Below are 17,830 nucleotides of genomic sequence, written 5' to 3' on the forward strand. Positions count from 1 at the left end.
CCGCCAGCATGGGCCGGCAAGATGAAGCGCATCTTAAGATTTATGCCTTCTTCAGCGCGCTGCCCTTGTGCGCCGCTTCTGCCCCGGTCTTGTCGCTGACGACCAGGTATTCCGGATTGTCTTTCGATGCGGCGACGTGGTGGCCCTTGATCTCGGTGGGCGCGGTGAGTTTCTTCTTGACCGTGCCGTGCACGGTGCCTTGCGGCGAATGCCATTGCACCTTGTCGCCGGCCTTGAATGTGTCCGTCATGATGGCTCCGAAAAGTTAGCGGAGCCTCATTTGACCACGGATACCCGACAGCGCGGCGCGCTGCCGGCGCTTACCACATCAGGTCGTCCGGAATCTTGAAGGCTGCATACGGATCGTCTTCCTCGACCGCAGTCTCGGCTTTCTTTACGCGCACCACCAGCGAGGCATCGCGTTCGGCGATCTTGTCGGCGATGACGCGCGGTACCAGTTCGGTCGTATCGCCCAGGCGCACGATAACGAGGCGACCGGCCATCAGGTGTTCCTGCACCGCATTCGAGACGTGGATGCGTTCGATCTTGGTGCCATGGGTGAAGTTGTAGGCGACGTCGCCGTTGCCCTTGCTCTGGCGGTTCTTCTGCACCAGTTGCACGATCTGGGCCATGATCGCCTTTTGCTGGGCGGCGGCGTCGCGCTGGGCGTTCAGTTCGCGCGCGCGCTCGGCGTTCTTGCGCTGCAGTTCGGCGGCGGCGAGCTTGGCCTCGTCCACCGATTCGGTGCCGGTGCGGCGTTCGATCTTCTTTTGCTTGCTCTTGTCCTGCTGAACCTGTTTTGCCTTGTTTTTATTGACCAGGCCGGCTTTGAGGAATTGGTCCTGCAACGATGCCATTGTTGGCGCTCCATATATATAAAAGCACCGGGCGTCCGGTGCGGATAGCCGTTAGCATAGCAAACAAGCCCGCGCCGGCAAAAAACTTCGGCGGCCCGGCGCAGCCCTAGCAGAGCTTAAAACCGAATTGTTCCAGCATCGCCTGTATTGGCGAGGTACCCCAGTACTGCCGTGCAGCCAGCTCCTGGAATGCTTCGCCATGCAGCAGCGTGGCAAGACGGCTGCGCTGTGCCGCGTCCGGTGCGCTGTAGACGCGGCCGCTGCGCCCTAACCAGGCCCAGAGTTCGGATTGCAAGCGCTGGCGGCGCGCCGGATCGGCCTGCGGATCGGCCTGCAAATCGGCGGCAAGCGACAGGATCGTTTCCAGCCAGTTCCAGGGGTCGAGCGCGGCAAATGCCAGCAAGCGCTTGTCGTCCCCATGCCGCAACAATACCGTGCGCGCATGCGCAAAGGGCACATACGCGCCATGCTTGCGCACGAGTTCCAGGGCGAACTTGCGCAGGCGCGGCGACGGATCGTCGAGCATACGCGCCGCGATCGCGTCCTTCGCATCCGGCGCCAGCTGGAACCACGCCGTTGCCGCCGCTGCCCGTATCGACACATGGCCATCGTCGAGCCAGACCAGCGCCTCGTCCAGGCAACCGTGACTGCGCAGCAGCCCCAGCCCGGCCAGGCACAGTGCGACGAGCGCCGCCGGTGCGCCTGGCGTGCGCAGTTTTTCCAGATACATGCGGCCGACGTCGGTGCCTTGCGTGCCGAGCCAAGCCACGGCAACCGCGCGCACCCGCGCGTGAGATGCAAACAGCGCCTGCTGAACATGGTCGGTGCGGCCGCGCGCGATCAGCGCCTGCAAGGCACGGGCGCGCAGCGCCGGCACCCGCATGCCCAGCGCGCGCACCAGCAGCGCTTCGTCGAGCACGACGCCGGCGGCGTCGACGTGATCGAAGGCCTGGGTGGCGAGGACGATGTCGGGCCGGGCCTCGAGCACCGCTTCGAACAGCGCGGCGGGAGTGGACGTGCCGCTGCCGGCCAACAAGCGAAAGGCCGCGCGTGCGACCTTGGCCTCGCCTTGGCGAACCGCCTGCAACAGATCGGCCGGGTCGACACGCGCGAGCACGATCCCCTCGAAACTGGCGATCCAGTGCGCGTGCTGCGCCCGCGACGCCAGCGCCAGTTGGTAGACCTCCGGCAGCGTTGCGAGGAGTTCGGATGGGGATGCAAGCGGGATTATCGCCGCGAGCGCACGCTGCGCCGCGGCGCGCACCTGCGGCACCCAGTCGTTCAGGCGCCCGACCAGGAGCGGCAGCACGCCGGGCAGCGCATGGCGCGCGCAAGCATCGAGCGCGGCTTCGCGAATATAACCGTCACGGTCGACGACGAGGAGCCCCAGCTGGTCGAGCGTTGTCGCGCGCGCGATTGCGCCGATGGCGTAATTGCGCCAGGGCTGCATCGGGTCATCGGGCAGCATGTCCCTGCCATGCTGCGCGGCTGTCGGCATCGGGCGACACCTCGGATGGCACGGCTGAGCGGCCCTTGGCCTGCATGTCTTTCTTGAGCGCGAGCGAGGCGATCAGCCGTCGAATGATGTCCATGAGTTCATCATAGCGCGAGTGCGTGGCTTACGGAACGGCCATGGGGCACGGGCCTGGCAAACGTTGCATTCTCAGTCGCGCGGCGGCGGCAGCGGCAAGCCGTCCGCTACCGCCAGGTCGGTCAGGGCGCCTTCGAGCACCATGCGCGCCTGGCCGGCCGCCAGTTCGAGCCGGGTATGCAGCAGTTCGTCTTCCGGATTGCGGTTGGCGCACTGGGCGCTGTAGCGCTCGAAGCTGCCGAGCATGAGCAGCAGTTCGGTCAGGTGGCGCGGGCAATCGCAGCTGACGCGGTCGCCCGCGGCCGAGATGGTGGCGAGCGCTTCGTCGTCGAAGCGGGGCGGCGTCACCGCGGGCGCCTCCGTGCCCTGCACCTGCAGGCGCTGTCCGGCCAGCGCCGAGCGGCACAGCAGCGCCAGTTCCCCGAGGTCGGCCGGCACGCGCGCGACCAGGCAACCCTGGGCGCGCAGCGCGCGGATGGTGGCGCTGGCGCAGAAGCGGTACAGCACCACAGTGGCTGCGACACCCACCGCGCCCACCGTCTCGCGCGCCGCCGCCAGCAGCGGCAAGGCGCTGTCGTCGAGTTCGGACAGTTCGACCACCAGCACCTGCGCGTCATGGGGCGTGGCCAGCTCGGCCACCTGATCGAGCCGCAGGCAGCTGGCGCGCACTTCCAGACCGAGTCCCTGGCGTTCGGCCGCCACGCGCCGCGCCAGGCTCGGCCCGACCAGCACGATGCGCACCGGCGCCGCGGAGGCGCGCGGATCGCCGGCGCCGGCCGCGAGCATCGCCTGCAACTGTTCGCGCGCCAGGCCGGCCAGCACGCCGATGGCATGGCCCTGGTCGACCAGCTGTTTCAATAGGCTCAGCCGTGCCACCTGTTCGGCCGAGTACAGGCGCTGGCCGTGTTCGGAGCGCTCGGCGTCCGACAGGCGGTAGCGGCGCTCCCAGATGCGCAGGGTTTCCACCGGCAGGCCAGCGAGCCGGGCGGCGGCGCCGCTGCGGTACATGATGCGGTCCTGTTCTTTTTTTTGCGGAGAAGTCATGGCTGATGTCCCGAGGTTGTCCCATTGATTTCCGATTATACGCGCCACGCATTGGACAATCCCGATAACGCGTCTTACATTGCTGGAGGTTGCGCATGGCGTGGGCAAACGCGACAGCGGCACCAGGAACGCCACCACCCGCGCTGCCGGGTGGTGGCGTTTCGCTTTCTAATGCTGCTAATTCCATACGCCAACTGAATCCGGGCATCTATGCCTTGGGCATATACTTTTCTTCACTTCTTGTTCACTGATTACGCGAGGTTCGCATGCCGCATCTGGGTCTGGTCTGCATTACCGTTTCAAAAGACATCCGCTACCGCACCGTTACGCGCACGCGCCTGCATGCGCAATCGCCTGATGCCCAGAACAAGATTCTGGAAGACATTTATCGGGACAACCTGCAGACGCTCGATGCCGCCATGCGCTATTGCGCGCAGCACGGCATCTCGCTGTACCGCCTGCCCTCCTCGATCTTTCCGTTTGCCGATACGCCCGAAGGGCTGTCGATCCTGCAGACGCTGGCCACCAGCCTGGCGCGCACCGGCAAACGGGCGCTCGAAGCCGGCATCCGCCTGGTGATGCACCCGGACCAGTTCGTCGTGCTCAGTTCCGATTCGCCCGACGTGGTCGCCAACAGCATCAAAATCCTGCAAATGCACGCCGACATCATGGATTTGCTGGCCCAGCCGCGCTCGCCCTGGGCCTTGCTCGAGATCCACGGCGGCAAGGCCAACCGGGCCGATGCACTAGTGAAGTGCATCGCCACCCTGCCCGATGCGATCCGCTGCCGGCTCGGCCTGGAGAACGACGAATATGCGTACAGCGCCGCCGAAATTCACGAAATCTGCCTGAGGAGTGGCGTGCCGATGGTGTTCGATGCCCACCACCACATCGTGCACGAAGACCTGCCCAGCTACGACCATCCGAGCGTGGAAGAAATGCTGCTGAAAGCACGCGCCACCTGGGCCGATCCGGCGCACCAGCTGGTCCATATCTCGAACGGACGCAGCGGTTTCAATGACCGCCAGCATGCCGACCTGATCGATACCATGCCCGGCTGTTACGCCACAGCCCCCTGGATCGAAATCGAAGCGAAGTCGAAGGAAGAGGCAATCGATGGGTTGCAGCCCTGGCTGAAATCATTGCCTGAACGAATAGAAAGTAACGCAAAGTTGTGATATTTGCACCAAATTAGTGCAACATGTAACTGGATGTCGCCGCTTTGTCGGATATTCTTACAATTTCTCACAAAAATTTTCGTCTGATAAATATTCTTCTTGGAAATCAACGACATAGTTTCTTGGCACAGTAAATGCATACTGTGCTGCGTCGGTTAGCAGTATTGCCGCGAAACACTGAGGCAGCGCAAAACGCATAACTCGAAATTCAGCGCTGTCCCAACGTCTAAAACTATGGAGGTGGATCAGATGATGAAGAAAGCACTTGTTGCATTAGCATTTTCCGGCATGGCACTGTCGGCCCAGGCTGCATCCCTGCTGTCCGAAGGGTTCGACAACGTCGCCAACCTGTCCTCCCAGGGTTGGGTTCTGAGCAATACCAGCAATCCGGTCGGCAGCACCGGCTGGTTCCAGGGCGTCGAAAGCATCTTCCCTGCCCATAGCGGCGAAGCCGGCAGCTATGCTGCCGCCAACTACAACAACGCCGCGCCTGGCGGCATCATCAACAACTGGCTGATCACGCCGGAGTTTTCGACCGGTGCGACCGGCGCGACCGTCTCGTTCTGGCTGCGCGCCGGCGCCGACGCCGGTTTCAGCGACCAGCTCTCGTTCGGATTCAGCAACGGCAGCAGCGACCTGAGTGCGTTCTCGATGTCGACTCCAGTGACCATCGGCACCGACGGCTGGATGCGCTATGCCTTCGACGTCGCTGCCGGCGGCAACGCCCGCTTCGCCCTGCAATACACCGGCAGCGCCGATCTCGCCAACTATGTCGGCATCGACACCCTGAGCATCGATGCCATCCCGACTGCCGCCGATGTTCCCGAGCCAACCACCATGGCCATCCTGTTCGCCGGCGTGATGGGCCTGGCGATGTCGCGCCGCCGCAAGCGCGGCTGATCGATACGGTTCTACCAAGCCGAAGCGCAACGCGCTTCGCATACCTCAATACCAGGAGATAGTCATGTCCCAGAAATATCAGTCCGGCCAGCGCCTGCTGTGCGCCGCCGGCATCACCCTGGCCCTGCTGGGCCTCGTCAGCCAGTCCGCCGTCGCCCAGGAAGCGCCGCTCCAGTCGAACGAATCGCTGACCGTCGTGCGCGACGCCGACACCGGCAAGCTGCGCAACGCCACCGCCGCCGAAGCGACGGCACTGCGCGCGCAGGCAGCGAACCAGCTGCGTTCGGCGCGCATCGCACCGCAAACGCCACTGCAGAAATTCCACGTCAGCGGCGCTCGCGGCGCCCGCCTGACCGACGAGTTCGTGACCTCGTCCGTTGCCGTCCGCAAAGCCGACGGCAGCATCGAAATGCAATGCTTCGACTCGCACGACGCGGCCAAGTCCGCTGCCACCGTCGGTCACGTCCACACCAACAAGGTTGAAACGGAGTAAACATGCGCACCAATCAATTTTCGCGTAACGCCGTGCGCTCGCTGATCGCCGCCGCCTGCGCCCTGTCCTGCCTGGCCGCAGAAGCCGCCACCATCCGCATCCAGAGCCGCGACGCGGCCGGCGTCGGTTTCAACGATCCGACCCCTGTCGCCCCGGTCGGCGGCAATATGGGCACGACGCTCGGCCAGCAGCGCTTCAACGTCTATCGCGCCGTCGCCGACATCTGGGAACAGAACCTGACGAGCAACGTCGAGATCGTCGTCTCGGCCGCGTGGGAAAACCTGACCTGCACGGCAACCTCGGCTACCCTGGGCAGCGCCTCGGCCTGGAACATCTGGCACGACTTCCCGGGCGGCAAACCAGGCACCTGGTATCCGCAAGCGCTGGCCAACAAGCTCGCCGGCACCAACCTGAGCGCGGGCCAGCCCGACACCACCGGCTACGATAACGTCGACATCAAGACCCAGTTCAATGCCCGCCTCGGCCAGCCAGGCTGCCTCGAAGGCAGCCCGTTCTACCTGGGCCTGGACGGCAATGCCGGCACCCAGGTGAACTTCGCCGCCACCCTGCTGCACGAACTGGGCCACGGCCTGGGCTTCTCGGTGGTCAGCGTGAACACCTCGAACGGCTACCGCATCAACGCCGCCGGCACCGCCTACGTCGCCAACGGCGGCCTGCCGAGCGTGTGGGAAGAGTTCATGTACGACAACACGGCCCAGAAGAGCTGGCTGAACATGACCTCGAACGAGCGCCGCCTGTCGGCCATCAACCCGCTGCAACTGGCCTGGACCGGCCCGAACGCCGTCACCGGCGCTGCCATCACCCTGGCCCCGCTGCCGATCGTGAAAGCAAGCAGCCCGGCAGGCACCCTGCCAGACGCGCTGTACAGCGCTTCGCCGTTCGGCCCGACCCCGGTCCCCGGCAAGCTCGGCGCGCTGGCCACCGTGGCGACCCAGGCTGGTGAACTCGGCAATGCCTGCTCGCCGTTTAACGCGGCCAACGCAGCGGCCGTGCGCGGCAAGGTGGCGATCATCGACCGCGGCGGTTGCAACTTCACCGTCAAGGTGATCAATGCGCAGGACGCCGGTGCAGTCGGCGCCATCCTGGTCAACAACGTGGCCGGCACCTTCACCCCGGGCGGCGCCGATCCAGCCGTGCGCATCCCATCGGTCGGCGTGACCATGCAGGATGGCGCAGCCCTGAAGGCGGCCGTCGCCAATGCCGTGAAATACGGTACGCGCAGCGCCCCTGGCACCGTGATCGCCTCGCTGGCCGTCGACCCGACCCGCAAGGCCGGCGCCGACCTGGCTGGCCGTCCGCTGCTGTACACGCCGAACCCGCTGATCGGCGGCTCGTCGGTCTCGCACTGGGACGTCTCGGCCTTCCCGAACCAGCTGATGGAACCGAACATCAGCGCCGACCTGACCCTGCAAGTGACGCCGCCGAAAGACCTGACGCTGCCACTGCTGAAGGATCTGGGCTGGTAATTCGAGCAGCGTAACAGCTGAGCAGTAGCGCAAACCGGGCGGACGACGCGAGTCTCCGCCCGGTTTTCTTTTAATGTGCCGCCTTGGCGCACCCGCTCAGGCGCTGCGCTTGACGATTACCGCCTCCAGGTATTCCGACGGCACCACCATCGATGCGCTGCCATCCGTATTGGTGCGTTCGAGCAGCGCCAGGATCTCCCGCTCCAGGTCCGCCTGGCCATCGCTGTCGAGCGCGCCGAAGGCCTTGTTTACGGGACCGTAATAGTCGCGGAACACCTGCAGCCAGTGTGCGGCCGACGCGTAGCGGAAGGTGAAACTGCGGCGTGCCGTGCGGATGTCGGCGGACGCTTCCCCGAACAGTTCGCCCAGGTACGCCTCGCTGCCCCACAGCAGCGGCGACATCACGCCCGCCGGCGGCGGCACCGCCTTGCCCACCAGTTTGAACAGTTGGCCGACGAAACTGTCGGGCGTCCAGCTGGCCAGGCCAATGCGGCCGCCCGCGCGCACCACGCGCAGCAATTCGCCCGCGCTGCGCCGGTGGTCGGGTGCGAACATCACGCCGAAGGTCGACAGCGCGACGTCGAAGCTGCCGTCCCCGAACGGCAGGTTCTCGGCATCGGCCACCTGGAATGCGATGTCGAGCTCCTCGGCGGCGGCGCGCGCCCGGCCCTTCTCGAGCAGGGCCGGCACGTAATCGGTCGAGGTGACGCGCGCCATCCGGTGCGCCGCCGCCAGCGAGGCGTTGCCGTTGCCGGCGGCAACGTCGATGACGGACTCGCCGGCGCGGATGTCGGCGGCCTCGGCCAGCGTCTCGCCGACGATCTGCAAGGTCACGCCGATGATGGCGAAGTCGCCGCTGGCCCAGGCCGCCTGCTGGCGCGCCTTGATGGCGGCATAGTCCGGCTGCGCTGCACCGCGTCCGGAGGCTACGCCCGGGGTCGATTGCGTTGTCTTGTCCATGGTGTCATCCTTCCATCTCAAAACCGCGTTGCGAAGATTTTGAGTATGGTGTGCGCGGCAAACGCCCGCTTGACCGGGCGTCGGCGCGCTTTGCCCGTGCATCCTGACACGCCATGCAAACCGACACCCTCTCCGACGTGCTGCGTTCGGTGCGCCTGCGCGGCGCCGTCTTCTACCAGATCAGCTTTCCCAGCATCTGGTCGGTCGAGGCGCCGCCGATGCGCGAACTCGGCTGCCTGCTGTTCCCCGACGCCGAGCATGTCATGGAATACCACGTGCTGACCAAGGGCGACGGCTGGGCCTGCGTGGCGGGCCTGAAGCCGGTGCGCATGCGTGCCGGCGATGTCGTCATCCTGCCGCACGGCGACGGCCACGTGCTTTCGAACGACCCGGCACGCCAGCCGGCGCGCATCGACCCGGCCTGGGTGGCGGCCACGCGCGACGCACCGAAACCGATCCCTGTCGTGTTTCATTCGCAGTACGAATTTTCCTGGGGCGAAGCCGCGGCGGCGGGCGACACGGTGCTGGTCTGCGGCTTCCTCTCTTGCGACCGCCACCCCTTCAATCCCCTGCTCGACTCGCTGCCGCGCCTGCTGCACCTGCCGGCCGCGAAGGGCGTGACCGCGCACAGCGAACTGGGCCAGTTGGCCCTGCGCGCCAACCGCGGCCAGCCGGGCGCCGCCGCCCTGCTCGAACGCGCCAGCGAAACCATGTTCATCGATGCCCTGCGGCGCTACCTGGAATGCCTGCCGGCGGGCAGCACCGGCTGGCTGGCCGGCCTGCGCGACCACCAGATCGGCCGCGCCCTGGCCCTGATCCACCGCGCCCCGGCCCGTCCCTGGACCATCGACGACCTGGCGCGCGCGGCCAGCCTGTCGCGCTCGGTCTTCTGCGCCCGCTTCCTGCGCCTCTTGGGCCAGCCGCCAATGCAATACCTGGCGCGCTGGCGCATGGAAGCGGCGGCCGGCCTGCTGCGTGGCGGGCGCGCCCCGGTGGCCGCGGTCGCACTGGAGGTCGGCTACGAATCCGAAGCCGCCTTTGCGCGCGCCTTCAAACGCGAAACCGGCACCTCGCCGGCGCGCTGGCGGCGCATGCAGCACGCCGGTTGAAGTTTTTAATGCAAGAAACTATGGACGAGCAGCGAGTTTATGCTAAAATTCGCCGCCTTGGCCTGGTAGCTCAGTTGGTAGAGCAGAGGATTGAAAATCCTTGTGTCGGTGGTTCGATTCCGCCCCGGGCCACCAGGAATTCGGCAGTACGGCAAAACGCGCCACCTTCGGGTGGCGTTTTGTTTTTGCGGCCCGCATTGACGCTGTGGATGAGCCCGGCCATACTCGCGGCTTCTCGATTGCCGAGCTGTAAGCCGGCACCGTTCCGACGCGTAACCTGGAGTCCGCATGCCGCCTGTCCCCATGATCACCAACGACGCCGTCGTCCTCGGCATGCTGGCCGCCATCCTCGGCGGCGTACTCTGGACCGCCTCACGCGAGGACGGGTTCTGGAAGAAGTTCTATAGCTACGTGCCGGCCCTGCTGCTGTGCTACCTGCTCCCTTCGCTGCTCAATACGCTGGGCGTGATCGACGGCGCGGCCTCGAAGCTGTATCCGGTGGCGCGCGACTACCTCCTGCCCAGCTCGTTGGTTCTGCTGTGCGTGGCAATCGATTTCAAGGCTATCGTCCGGCTCGGCCCGAAAGCGATCATCATGTTCCTGACCGGCACCGCCGGGGTCATGCTCGGTGCCCTGGTAGCGTTCGAAGCGATGCGCGTCATTCATCCCGAGACGGTCGCCGGCGACACCTGGCGCGGCATGACCACGGTAGCCGGATCCTGGATCGGCGGCGGCGCCAACCAGGCTGCCATGCGCGAAGTATTCGACGTCGACGCGACCATGTTCGGCCAGTTCGTCGCTGTCGATGTGCTGATCGGCAACATCTGGATGGCGGTGCTGCTGTTCCTCGCCAGCCGCGCCCAGGTGTTCGACCGTTGGACCGGCGCCGACCTGACGGCCCTGAACCGCCTGCGCGACAGCATCGAGCAATACCAGGCGCAGCACGCGCGCATCCCGACCCTGACTGACTTCATGGTGATCCTGGCCTTCGGCCTGGGCGCGACCGGGCTGGCGCATTTCCTGTCGCAATTGCTGGTGGCGTGGGTCAATACCCTACCGGCTGAGTGGCGCCTGCAGGACTACAGCCTGAATTCCGGCTTTTTCTGGATAGTCGTGATCGCCACTACCATCGGCCTGCTGCTCAGCTTCACGAAGGCACGCACCTATGAAGGCGCCGGCGCCTCGCGCATCGGGAGCGCGATGCTGTACGTGCTGGTGGCGACGATCGGCATGCAGATGGACCTGAGCGCTCTGCTCGACCGCCCGTGGCTGTTCCTGCTGGGCCTGATCTGGATCGCTTTCCATGGCAGCTTGATGATCCTGATGGCCAAGCTGATCCGCGCGCCGCTGTTCATGATGGCGGTCGGCTCGCAGGCGAACATCGGCGCCGCCGCATCGGCGCCCGTGGTGGCCAGCGCCTTCCACCCTGCGCTGGCGCCGGTCGGGGTGTTGCTCGCCGTGCTGGGCTATGCGCTGGGCACGTACGGCGCCTATATCACCGGCATTACTTTGCGCGCGATCGCCGCAGGCTAGGATCGACCGTCGCGTGCTGCAGCCCGCTCGCCCCCTTGCCATGATGTGGCCGATGAGTGGACACGAATGATGCATGACGACGGCAATGCAAGGACGTTGGCCTGTATATGCCCTGGTCAGCGCAGGCAGCTGGAGCAGCGTGTTGAAAATCCTTGTCTCGGTGGTTCGATTCCGCCCCGGGCCACCAAGAACATTGTTCACGCAACGCCCACTCATGCAAGTGGGCGTTTTTGTTTGTGGATTCCGCAATCCTTGTGTCTGGCAAACAAGGCGCCTTCCCTACACTGTCGTGGTGGACGGCTTGGTGGCGTAGCCCATGCGTTCAATCGCTTGCTTGCGCAGGCGCCGCCGCCGCATCGTCCATCCGGCGGCCAGCAGCAGGGCAACCGCCAGCGCGATCAGGAAGGGCGGCTGGGTCAGCATGTCGCTGCCCGGCTGCCAGTCAGCTTCGCGCAGTGCGGTGTAGCGTTCACCCATCCAGTGCCAGGTCGTGTGTCCGATCAGCAAACAGATAATCGCGGTAATGGCGTGCTCCCTGTCAGGGCGCCAGCGGTACAACAGCACGATCAGCGGCATGGCAATGACCAGCACCAGCAGTTGGCCCAGTTCGATGCCGACGTTAAACGCCAGCAGCGATACCAGCAGGTGGGAGCCGGCAAACTGCAACTTCGACTGCAGCAGGAACGAGAAGCCGAAGCCATGCACCAGCCCGAACAGTCCGCTGAACAGCCAGCGCCGCCTGAGGTTCGGCGTGAGGACATTTTCCACCACCATGTACAGGATCGACGCTGCGATCAGGAATTCGATCAACAGCGGGAACCATGTACCGATCGGTACCATCTGGTAGGCGGCGGCAATCAGGGTGAGCGAATGGCCGACAGTGAAGGCGGTGATGACGCCGGCCAGTTTCCAGTCGAGCCTGCGGAAGGGCAGGATCAGGCACAGCAAAAACAGCAGGTGGTCGGCGCCGTCCAGAATGTGCTCGAAACCGGACTTGACAAAAGTCCACGCCGCCTGGTGCCAGTTCGGATCGAGCGCGGTCATGCCGGCGCCGGCATGCAGGTCGTACGCACGCACCGTGCCGTCGTCCGCAACGTAGCGCAGGTCGAACTTGAGCCGGTCCTTCAGCCCTGGCGCCACTTTGAAGTCAAGCGCGAAACTGGACTTGGCCGACTTGATAGGGTATTCGAGCCAGGCGTCGAAATAACCCTGGTTCCAGAACACGTAGCTGTCGACCGGAAGCCTGGGACCGGTCAGCAGGGCACGCGCGGCATCGAAACTGTCGAACGAACGGTCGTCCGGCATGGAAATGCGGGCAATGCCACGCGCCATGGGGAGCCTCTGGCCGTCCTCGGTCAGTTCGAACCCTTTGCCGGCAGCGACGATGGCGCGCTGGAGGCCCGGCTCGACCTGCGCCAGGTCGATATAGCCCGGCCCCTTTTTCGGAAGGTCGATATTAAGCAATAGCGCGAGCGGCATGCGCACCAGCACATGCAAGCGCTTACCTTCGGCCTTGACGAAGGTGTGGGCCCGCATCTCGTCCGGAATGTCGTGGGCAAGTGCGGTGGGGCAGCAAAAAAGCAGGGCGCCGAGCGCCAAAACCATGAAGGTCAAACGCTGCCACAGGTACATCGGCCCCGCCCAGGCGGCAAAAAAGGGCGCGCGCGGCGCCCTTTTTGCCCTGCAGCTAAGAGGCATGCAGGAATAGAACATACAGATCACTTATGGTCGCGACCGTGATGGTCGTGCGCAGGAACGAATTTCTGCGCGCGCTTCCCGGTATCAACTTCCGCAGTGTAGATATTACCTTTCGAGTCTCTTGCGAGGTTGTGAATCCAGTGGAACTGGCCGGCATAACGCCCATGACGGCCGAAGGTGTTCACTGCTGCGCCCGACTGCCGGTTGAGGATCCAGACCCTGTTGTTCTCGCCGTCAGCATTGTAGAGATAACGCTGGCGCGGATCGACCGACAGGTCGAGGTCCCAGGTGCTGCCGTTGCCCAGCGTATCGCGTTCAACGAAGAACTCCCTGACGAAGGTGCCGGTTTTCTGGAACACCTGGATCCGGTTGTTGACCCGGTCGCACACATACACCAGGCCGTCGTTTGCGATCCGTACGCAGTGCACCGGATTGCGGAACTGGCGGGCCGGCGCAGCGCTTGGGTCGTACGGACCAGGTGCGACGTCGTTCGGCACACTGCCGTAGGCGCCCCAGTGCCGCTTGTACCGGCCGGTCGTGGCGTCGACCACCAGCACGCGCTTGTTCTGGTAGCCGTCAGCGATGTAGGCTTCGTTCGTGACCGGATCGACCTCGATGTCGGCCGGTTGGCCCAGCAAGGGAGTACCGTTCAGGCCGCCAGTGGTGGCATTGCTGCCGCCGGTCAGGCCGGCCTTGCCGATCTGCAGCAGGAAGGTGCCGTCACGGCTGAACTTCAGCACCTGGTGGTTACCCGCGCCATTTCCGGCTATCCACACGTTATCGTTATGGTCGACGAAGATGCCATGCTCGTTGGTCGGCCATTCACAGCCGATCGCCGGCGTGCAGCGGGTGGTCAGGAAGCCCGGGTCGGCCGGCCCGCCCCATGCGGCGAGCAGGTTGCCTTCGCGGTCGAAGCGCATGACCGACGGCGCCGGCCGGCAGCAGTCGGAGCGCGGCGGGGTCTGCGCCGCACCGGCCTCATCCTCGGTGAGCGAACCTGGACGCTGGATGATCCAGATGTGGTCGCGACGGTCGACCGCCACGCCGGCCACCTGGCCAAGCAGCCATTTGTTCGGCAATACCTTGGGCCAGTACGGATCCACCTTGAACTCGGTCCCGTCGGACTGTTTTTTCGCAACATCGTATTCCACCGCGAACGCCTGTGAACCGAGGGTCATTGACAGCGTTACCGCCAACCCCACTAAAAGCCTTTTCATGTTACCTCCATGTAGCGTAGGTTTTGCAAAGTCGGTTTTTGCTTACCGCGGCGCATGTTCACCGAGTCGTCAGGCTGGTGCGGGAAGAACGGAATTGCCTGGAATGCAAAAATGCATAAATCTTGCAGGAAATGATGCAAGGCACTGAGTTTTCGCATAGCCTGTCGAGCCAATATACTTTTGATTACATGTGCGAATTCGATTTGGCTCAATAAAGCGACTGGGTCAAACAGGGAACCACCTGGCGCAAAGGAGCTCATGAAGCGGCTCGACAAGCGGCTGGCAGCCGGGGACGGCGGCGCACGCCTGGGTGTTCGTTCGTCGCCCAGCCCTGCCCTCGCGCTGTATTCTCCCGCCTGCTCACGATCGTGCTCGTGCCGGGCCTGGTCAGGGCCGTACCCTGCATCGCCATCGCCGTGTGGGAAAGGAAGCGGCCGATGATCGGCGGACCGGCCGGTCCGTGGCCGGTCCATTGTCGGAATGTCGCCGCCTGAGCGACCATGATGTTTGTTAAGACAATCTGGTGCGCCAGGAAAAACAGCGTTCGTGCTACAACGATGCCAATCTGAATGTCCATTGGAGTAAGCATGTCAAAACAAGCAGGCACCGACGATGAGAACGCAGCCCAACGTCAGACAATCGCGGAGTTCAAGGAGGCGGTGAATATGACGCCGGCCCAACTGGAGAAGTGGCTCGACACTGACGATTCCAAGCGTGTCGGCCAGAAGCACGGCAATGCCGAATCGACCGGACACCAGTCCGGACGCCGCATCGTCGAACTGTTGCACCGGCCCGCTCAGGACTTGAGTGCGGCAGACATCGCGCACATGCGCAAGGTGGTCGGGTACATCCATCGACACCTGGCACAGGGGCCTACCAGGAGCGATCCGGCATCGAGCGATTGGCGCTATTCACTGATGAACTGGGGCCACGATCCCGAGAAAAAGTAAGCCTCCTGCCGAAGCCTTGCGCACCTTTTCGCACGCGTCAGCGGCAGCAGAGGATTAAAAATCCGTGTATAAAACAACACGCCAACCCATGCAGGTTGGCGTTTTTCATTTCCGGAAACCTCAGTCTTTCTTTTCCCTGAACTCACCCTCGATCACCATGTCGTCGCTGCCTTTGCGAGGATGTGGGCGCCCCGTGAATTTGAAGACGGACGACAGCATGCGATCGAATAGTGCCCTTCGCAGCCAGGGAAAGGTCAGGAGAAACACCGTAGCGAACCCTGTAAACAGTGCCGGCACGATTTCGCCGCGCGACAACAGGGTCAGCAGGCAAAGTGCGAGCAGGGCCACGATGAGTGGCCGGCGGGCAGGTTTCGGTAACAGGCCGACAAGGCGCAGCTTGCCGTTGCGTATCGCGGGAAACCTGGCCAACAGCACGCCAAGAAGCAACCCTGCCGCGAACCGGCCTGTGCCGAGATAATCGGCCAGCACGCCAACGACCAGGAAACCGACGTAGGTCATCGTGCTGGCCAGGGCTGCCAGTACCAACAAGACGACAGCAAGCGTCAGCTTTGGCTTGCCGGTTACCGCTCTGATCATAAAACGTAGAATTTGTGTACTCCTGCAAATGGCATCGGAAGGTTGCCGCAAATTCTAACAGGACGCTCCCATGTCGGGCTTCGTCACCCGCCGGGTGCAGATCATGCGGGGCATCCATGCCGCCGGCCTGTAGTACGGCGCACGCGCACGATATGAGGCGTTGTCCGACACGCGCGTTTCGCGTTTGGATTTGCTGTTAAATTATTAATAGCTCAACACTGACAACCTCTTGTTACCTCCTCTTACCGGCGTATCACCATGAAAACCTTCCATTGCGACAAGTGCTCACACCAGATATTTTTTGAAAACACCCTCTGCTTCAACTGCCAGAGTACGCTCGGCTACCAGCCCGCCACGCGCAGCGTCAACGCCTTCGAGCAGACCGAAACGGGCCAGTGGCGCAGCCTGCACCGCAACGATGAGGGCAAGCTGTACAAGCAGTGCGCCAACTATGTCCAACACAATGTCTGCAACTGGATGCTGCCGGCGGACGACCCGCACGATCTGTGCGAGTCGTGCCAGCTGACGGTCGTCATTCCAGCGCTGACGTCGGAAAAAAACCACATTCTTTGGTCGCGCCTGGAAGCGGCCAAGCGCCGCCTGCTGTTTTCGCTGGCGACGCTGAACCTGACGCCGAAGTCGAAAGAAGTCGAGCCGGAAACGGGCCTGGCCTTCCAGTTCCTGGAAGACGGCGTATCGGACCAGTGCGTGATGACCGGGCACGACAACGGCCTGATCACGCTGAACATCGCCGAAGCCGACCCGGCCGAGCGCGAACGCACGCGCGAGCAAATGCATGAGCGCTATCGCACGCTGCTGGGGCACTTCCGCCACGAAAGCGGGCACTACTATTTCGACCGGCTGGTAGCCGACAGCGAATGGATCGACGAGTACCGCGCCCTGTTCGGCGACGAGCGCGAGGATTACGGCGACGCGCTGAAACGCCACTACAGCGACGGTCCGCCGGCCGACTGGGAGTCGCGCTTCGTCAGTACCTACGCCAGTTCGCACTCGTGGGAAGACTGGGCCGAAACCTGGGCCCATTACCTGCACATGCTCGATACGCTGGAAACGGCGAATTCCTGCGGCCTGGCATTGCATCCGCGCAAGAAGGACGAACCGGCGCTCGACAGCGTGACGCTGCCCACGAAGACGGACTCGTTGGACGACATCCTCCATGACTGGTTCGCGCTGACCTATGTGCTCAACAGCTTGAACCGCAGCATCGGGATGCCGGACTCGTATCCATTTACGCTCAGCACACCTGTGCTGGAGAAGCTGGGATTCGTGCACAAGGTGGTGCGCGCGCAGATCAAAGCGCCGGCGGCACTGTAGGAAATCAGGCTGGCGCTGCCTCGAGCAGCTCGACCGATACCTGCATCTCGTGCGGCGCCAGTACCGGTCCGAACTGATTAAAAATCGCCACGTCGGCGGCGTCATGCCCATAGGCGACGGTCACGCGGCCGCCGCGCGGGGCATCCTGGGTCGGGTCGAAGGTGTACCAGCGGCCGCCCACCCAGGCTTCGAACCAGGCATGCAAGTCCATCGGCGCCAGCCCATGCAGGTAACCGACTACCATGCGTGCCGGAATGCACAGGGCGCGGCACAGGGCGATGCCCAGGTGCGCCAGGTCGCGGCAGACGCCTTCGCGGCGTGCGTTGATCTCGGTCGCCGCCATGTGGCCCTGGCTCGAGGCGCAGTCGAAACGTACCTCGCGCCGGACCCAGTCGCAGATCGCGGCAACCTGGTCGTATCCCGGGGCGGCGCCGGCGACGATGCCGCTGGCCATGTCCAGAAAGCGCTCGGATTCGCAATAGCGGCTGGGCAGCAGGTAAGTCAGCACCCCGTCGGGCAGATTCTGCACTTCGTCGAAGGGTGCGCCGGGGGCGACGTCGATGGCATCCGCCGTCATCACGTCGGCCGAGGTCTGAATCGAGAATTCGCCGGGCGGCGCGACCAGGCGCTGGCACAGGTTGCCGTAGGCATCGGTGAATTCGAGCACCGGCACGCTCGGGTTCAAGGTATAGGCTTCACGCCCTACCCATTGCTGCGCGCCGCTGCGCGGACGCAGCATCAGGATGAAAGGCGTCGGCCTGGGGACGGTAAAGGTGAGCTTACAACTGGTACGCAGCCACATGGCAGGCTCGCTTTCCATGTCTGGATGGGCGCACCACGCCGACGCACACGCCGCCGCCGTTCCTCATCGCGGTGCGCTG

The 17,830-nt window shown here is 64.1% G+C and carries 19 protein-coding genes and 1 tRNA gene; 9 read left to right on the plus strand and 11 right to left on the minus strand.

Annotation, left to right across the window (positions count from 1 at the left end; translation table 11 throughout):
• Positions 1 to 40 precede the first annotated feature (40 nt).
• From AC56LG_RS19565 to AC56LG_RS19585, 5 genes are all read right to left on the minus strand, one after another.
• The gene (locus AC56LG_RS19565) at positions 41 to 250 is read right to left on the minus strand and encodes a hypervirulence associated TUDOR domain-containing protein (protein ID WP_192051486.1); all 210 of its coding nucleotides are present in this window, start codon (positions 248 to 250) and stop codon (positions 41 to 43) included.
• Positions 251 to 320: 70 nt separating this feature from the next.
• Positions 321 to 857, minus strand: coding sequence for a DUF2058 domain-containing protein (locus AC56LG_RS19570; RefSeq protein WP_497167741.1), 537 nt, complete (start codon positions 855 to 857; stop codon positions 321 to 323).
• 106 nt (positions 858 to 963) lie between these two features.
• On the minus strand, positions 964 to 2,325 hold the full coding sequence (locus tag AC56LG_RS19575) for a hypothetical protein (RefSeq protein WP_497167742.1): 1,362 nt from the start codon (positions 2,323 to 2,325) through the stop codon (positions 964 to 966).
• Positions 2,312 to 2,449: a hypothetical protein gene (locus tag AC56LG_RS19580; protein ID WP_497167743.1), complete on the minus strand. Its 138-nt coding sequence runs from the start codon at positions 2,447 to 2,449 to the stop codon at positions 2,312 to 2,314. Before AC56LG_RS19580 ends, AC56LG_RS19575 begins: the two co-directional genes overlap by 14 nt.
• A 71-nt stretch (positions 2,450 to 2,520) precedes the next feature.
• On the minus strand, positions 2,521 to 3,492 hold the full coding sequence (locus tag AC56LG_RS19585; protein ID WP_497167744.1) for a MerR family transcriptional regulator: 972 nt from the start codon (positions 3,490 to 3,492) through the stop codon (positions 2,521 to 2,523).
• 266 nt (positions 3,493 to 3,758) lie between these two features.
• On the opposite strand from AC56LG_RS19585, the gene uvsE reads away from it, so the two are divergent.
• From uvsE to AC56LG_RS19605, 4 genes are all read left to right on the plus strand, one after another.
• Positions 3,759 to 4,670: a UV DNA damage repair endonuclease UvsE gene (gene uvsE / locus AC56LG_RS19590; protein ID WP_497167745.1), complete on the plus strand. Its 912-nt coding sequence runs from the start codon at positions 3,759 to 3,761 to the stop codon at positions 4,668 to 4,670.
• Positions 4,671 to 4,958: 288 nt separating this feature from the next.
• A complete protein-coding gene (locus tag AC56LG_RS19595; protein WP_497167746.1) occupies positions 4,959 to 5,570 on the plus strand; it encodes a choice-of-anchor J domain-containing protein in 612 nt (203 codons plus the stop codon).
• A 64-nt stretch (positions 5,571 to 5,634) separates the two neighbouring features.
• Positions 5,635 to 6,063 carry a post-PEP-CTERM-1 domain-containing protein gene (locus AC56LG_RS19600; RefSeq protein ID WP_497167747.1) on the plus strand — a complete coding sequence of 143 codons (429 nt, stop codon included), beginning with the start codon at positions 5,635 to 5,637 and terminating at the stop codon, positions 6,061 to 6,063.
• A 2-nt stretch (positions 6,064 to 6,065) separates the two neighbouring features.
• Positions 6,066 to 7,550 carry a PA domain-containing protein gene (locus tag AC56LG_RS19605; RefSeq protein ID WP_497167748.1) on the plus strand — a complete coding sequence of 495 codons (1,485 nt, stop codon included), beginning with the start codon at positions 6,066 to 6,068 and terminating at the stop codon, positions 7,548 to 7,550.
• A 96-nt stretch (positions 7,551 to 7,646) separates the two neighbouring features.
• Here the strand turns inward: AC56LG_RS19605 and AC56LG_RS19610 are convergent, their stop codons facing one another.
• The gene (locus AC56LG_RS19610) at positions 7,647 to 8,510 is read right to left on the minus strand and encodes a class I SAM-dependent methyltransferase (RefSeq protein WP_497167749.1); all 864 of its coding nucleotides are present in this window, start codon (positions 8,508 to 8,510) and stop codon (positions 7,647 to 7,649) included.
• Positions 8,511 to 8,623: 113 nt separating this feature from the next.
• Here AC56LG_RS19610 and AC56LG_RS19615 point away from each other — a divergent pair, with 113 nt between their 5' ends.
• The 3 genes from AC56LG_RS19615 (at position 8,624) to AC56LG_RS19625 (ending at position 11,152) form a co-directional block, all read left to right on the plus strand.
• Positions 8,624 to 9,619, plus strand: coding sequence for an AraC family transcriptional regulator (locus AC56LG_RS19615; RefSeq protein WP_497167750.1), 996 nt, complete (start codon positions 8,624 to 8,626; stop codon positions 9,617 to 9,619).
• Positions 9,620 to 9,678: 59 nt separating this feature from the next.
• A tRNA-Phe gene (locus tag AC56LG_RS19620) sits at positions 9,679 to 9,754 on the plus strand.
• A gap of 153 nt (positions 9,755 to 9,907) precedes the next feature.
• Positions 9,908 to 11,152 (plus strand): DUF819 family protein, encoded by a 1,245-nt coding sequence (locus tag AC56LG_RS19625; protein ID WP_497167751.1) that lies wholly within the window; start codon positions 9,908 to 9,910, stop codon positions 11,150 to 11,152.
• A 279-nt stretch (positions 11,153 to 11,431) separates the two neighbouring features.
• Here AC56LG_RS19625 and AC56LG_RS19630 read toward each other — a convergent pair whose 3' ends face one another.
• The 3 genes from AC56LG_RS19630 to AC56LG_RS19640 all read right to left on the minus strand — a co-directional run bounded on the left by AC56LG_RS19630 (position 11,432) and on the right by AC56LG_RS19640 (position 14,327).
• Positions 11,432 to 12,784 (minus strand): HupE/UreJ family protein, encoded by a 1,353-nt coding sequence (locus AC56LG_RS19630; protein WP_497167752.1) that lies wholly within the window; start codon positions 12,782 to 12,784, stop codon positions 11,432 to 11,434.
• An 86-nt stretch (positions 12,785 to 12,870) separates the two neighbouring features.
• On the minus strand, positions 12,871 to 14,067 hold the full coding sequence (locus AC56LG_RS19635) for an NHL repeat-containing protein (protein WP_497167753.1): 1,197 nt from the start codon (positions 14,065 to 14,067) through the stop codon (positions 12,871 to 12,873).
• Positions 14,064 to 14,327 (minus strand): hypothetical protein, encoded by a 264-nt coding sequence (locus AC56LG_RS19640; protein ID WP_497167754.1) that lies wholly within the window; start codon positions 14,325 to 14,327, stop codon positions 14,064 to 14,066. The genes AC56LG_RS19635 and AC56LG_RS19640 overlap by 4 nt, the downstream gene beginning before the upstream one ends.
• Positions 14,328 to 14,654: 327 nt before the next feature.
• Here AC56LG_RS19640 and AC56LG_RS19645 point away from each other — a divergent pair, with 327 nt between their 5' ends.
• Positions 14,655 to 15,017 (plus strand): DUF3140 domain-containing protein, encoded by a 363-nt coding sequence (locus AC56LG_RS19645; RefSeq protein WP_497167755.1) that lies wholly within the window; start codon positions 14,655 to 14,657, stop codon positions 15,015 to 15,017.
• A 120-nt stretch (positions 15,018 to 15,137) separates the two neighbouring features.
• Here AC56LG_RS19645 and AC56LG_RS19650 read toward each other — a convergent pair whose 3' ends face one another.
• Positions 15,138 to 15,614 carry an FxsA family protein gene (locus tag AC56LG_RS19650; RefSeq protein WP_497167756.1) on the minus strand — a complete coding sequence of 159 codons (477 nt, stop codon included), beginning with the start codon at positions 15,612 to 15,614 and terminating at the stop codon, positions 15,138 to 15,140.
• Positions 15,615 to 15,872: 258 nt separating this feature from the next.
• Between AC56LG_RS19650 and AC56LG_RS19655 the strand changes: the two genes are divergently transcribed.
• On the plus strand, positions 15,873 to 16,949 hold the full coding sequence (locus AC56LG_RS19655; protein ID WP_497167757.1) for a zinc-binding metallopeptidase family protein: 1,077 nt from the start codon (positions 15,873 to 15,875) through the stop codon (positions 16,947 to 16,949).
• A 4-nt stretch (positions 16,950 to 16,953) separates the two neighbouring features.
• Here AC56LG_RS19655 and AC56LG_RS19660 read toward each other — a convergent pair whose 3' ends face one another.
• Positions 16,954 to 17,751 carry a transglutaminase domain-containing protein gene (locus tag AC56LG_RS19660; RefSeq protein WP_497167758.1) on the minus strand — a complete coding sequence of 266 codons (798 nt, stop codon included), beginning with the start codon at positions 17,749 to 17,751 and terminating at the stop codon, positions 16,954 to 16,956.
• Between the last annotated feature and the right edge of the window lie 79 nt (positions 17,752 to 17,830).

Source organism: Telluria sp. ZB2R32 (assembly GCF_059685715.1).

Coding starts and splice junctions, on each gene's coding strand:
- AC56LG_RS19565 (WP_192051486.1), bottom strand. CDS start 250: ATGACGGACACATTCAAGGCCGGCGACAAGGTGCAATGGCATTCGCCG.
- AC56LG_RS19570 (WP_497167741.1), bottom strand. CDS start 857: ATGGCATCGTTGCAGGACCAATTCCTCAAAGCCGGCCTGGTCAATAAA.
- AC56LG_RS19575 (WP_497167742.1), bottom strand. CDS start 2,325: ATGCTGCCCGATGACCCGATGCAGCCCTGGCGCAATTACGCCATCGGC.
- AC56LG_RS19580 (WP_497167743.1), bottom strand. CDS start 2,449: ATGGACATCATTCGACGGCTGATCGCCTCGCTCGCGCTCAAGAAAGAC.
- AC56LG_RS19585 (WP_497167744.1), bottom strand. CDS start 3,492: ATGACTTCTCCGCAAAAAAAAGAACAGGACCGCATCATGTACCGCAGC.
- uvsE (WP_497167745.1), top strand. CDS start 3,759: ATGCCGCATCTGGGTCTGGTCTGCATTACCGTTTCAAAAGACATCCGC.
- AC56LG_RS19595 (WP_497167746.1), top strand. CDS start 4,959: ATGGCACTGTCGGCCCAGGCTGCATCCCTGCTGTCCGAAGGGTTCGAC.
- AC56LG_RS19600 (WP_497167747.1), top strand. CDS start 5,635: ATGTCCCAGAAATATCAGTCCGGCCAGCGCCTGCTGTGCGCCGCCGGC.
- AC56LG_RS19605 (WP_497167748.1), top strand. CDS start 6,066: ATGCGCACCAATCAATTTTCGCGTAACGCCGTGCGCTCGCTGATCGCC.
- AC56LG_RS19610 (WP_497167749.1), bottom strand. CDS start 8,510: ATGGACAAGACAACGCAATCGACCCCGGGCGTAGCCTCCGGACGCGGT.
- AC56LG_RS19615 (WP_497167750.1), top strand. CDS start 8,624: ATGCAAACCGACACCCTCTCCGACGTGCTGCGTTCGGTGCGCCTGCGC.
- AC56LG_RS19625 (WP_497167751.1), top strand. CDS start 9,908: ATGCCGCCTGTCCCCATGATCACCAACGACGCCGTCGTCCTCGGCATG.
- AC56LG_RS19630 (WP_497167752.1), bottom strand. CDS start 12,784: ATGTACCTGTGGCAGCGTTTGACCTTCATGGTTTTGGCGCTCGGCGCC.
- AC56LG_RS19635 (WP_497167753.1), bottom strand. CDS start 14,067: ATGAAAAGGCTTTTAGTGGGGTTGGCGGTAACGCTGTCAATGACCCTC.
- AC56LG_RS19640 (WP_497167754.1), bottom strand. CDS start 14,327: ATGAGCTCCTTTGCGCCAGGTGGTTCCCTGTTTGACCCAGTCGCTTTA.
- AC56LG_RS19645 (WP_497167755.1), top strand. CDS start 14,655: ATGTCAAAACAAGCAGGCACCGACGATGAGAACGCAGCCCAACGTCAG.
- AC56LG_RS19650 (WP_497167756.1), bottom strand. CDS start 15,614: ATGATCAGAGCGGTAACCGGCAAGCCAAAGCTGACGCTTGCTGTCGTC.
- AC56LG_RS19655 (WP_497167757.1), top strand. CDS start 15,873: ATGAAAACCTTCCATTGCGACAAGTGCTCACACCAGATATTTTTTGAA.
- AC56LG_RS19660 (WP_497167758.1), bottom strand. CDS start 17,751: ATGTGGCTGCGTACCAGTTGTAAGCTCACCTTTACCGTCCCCAGGCCG.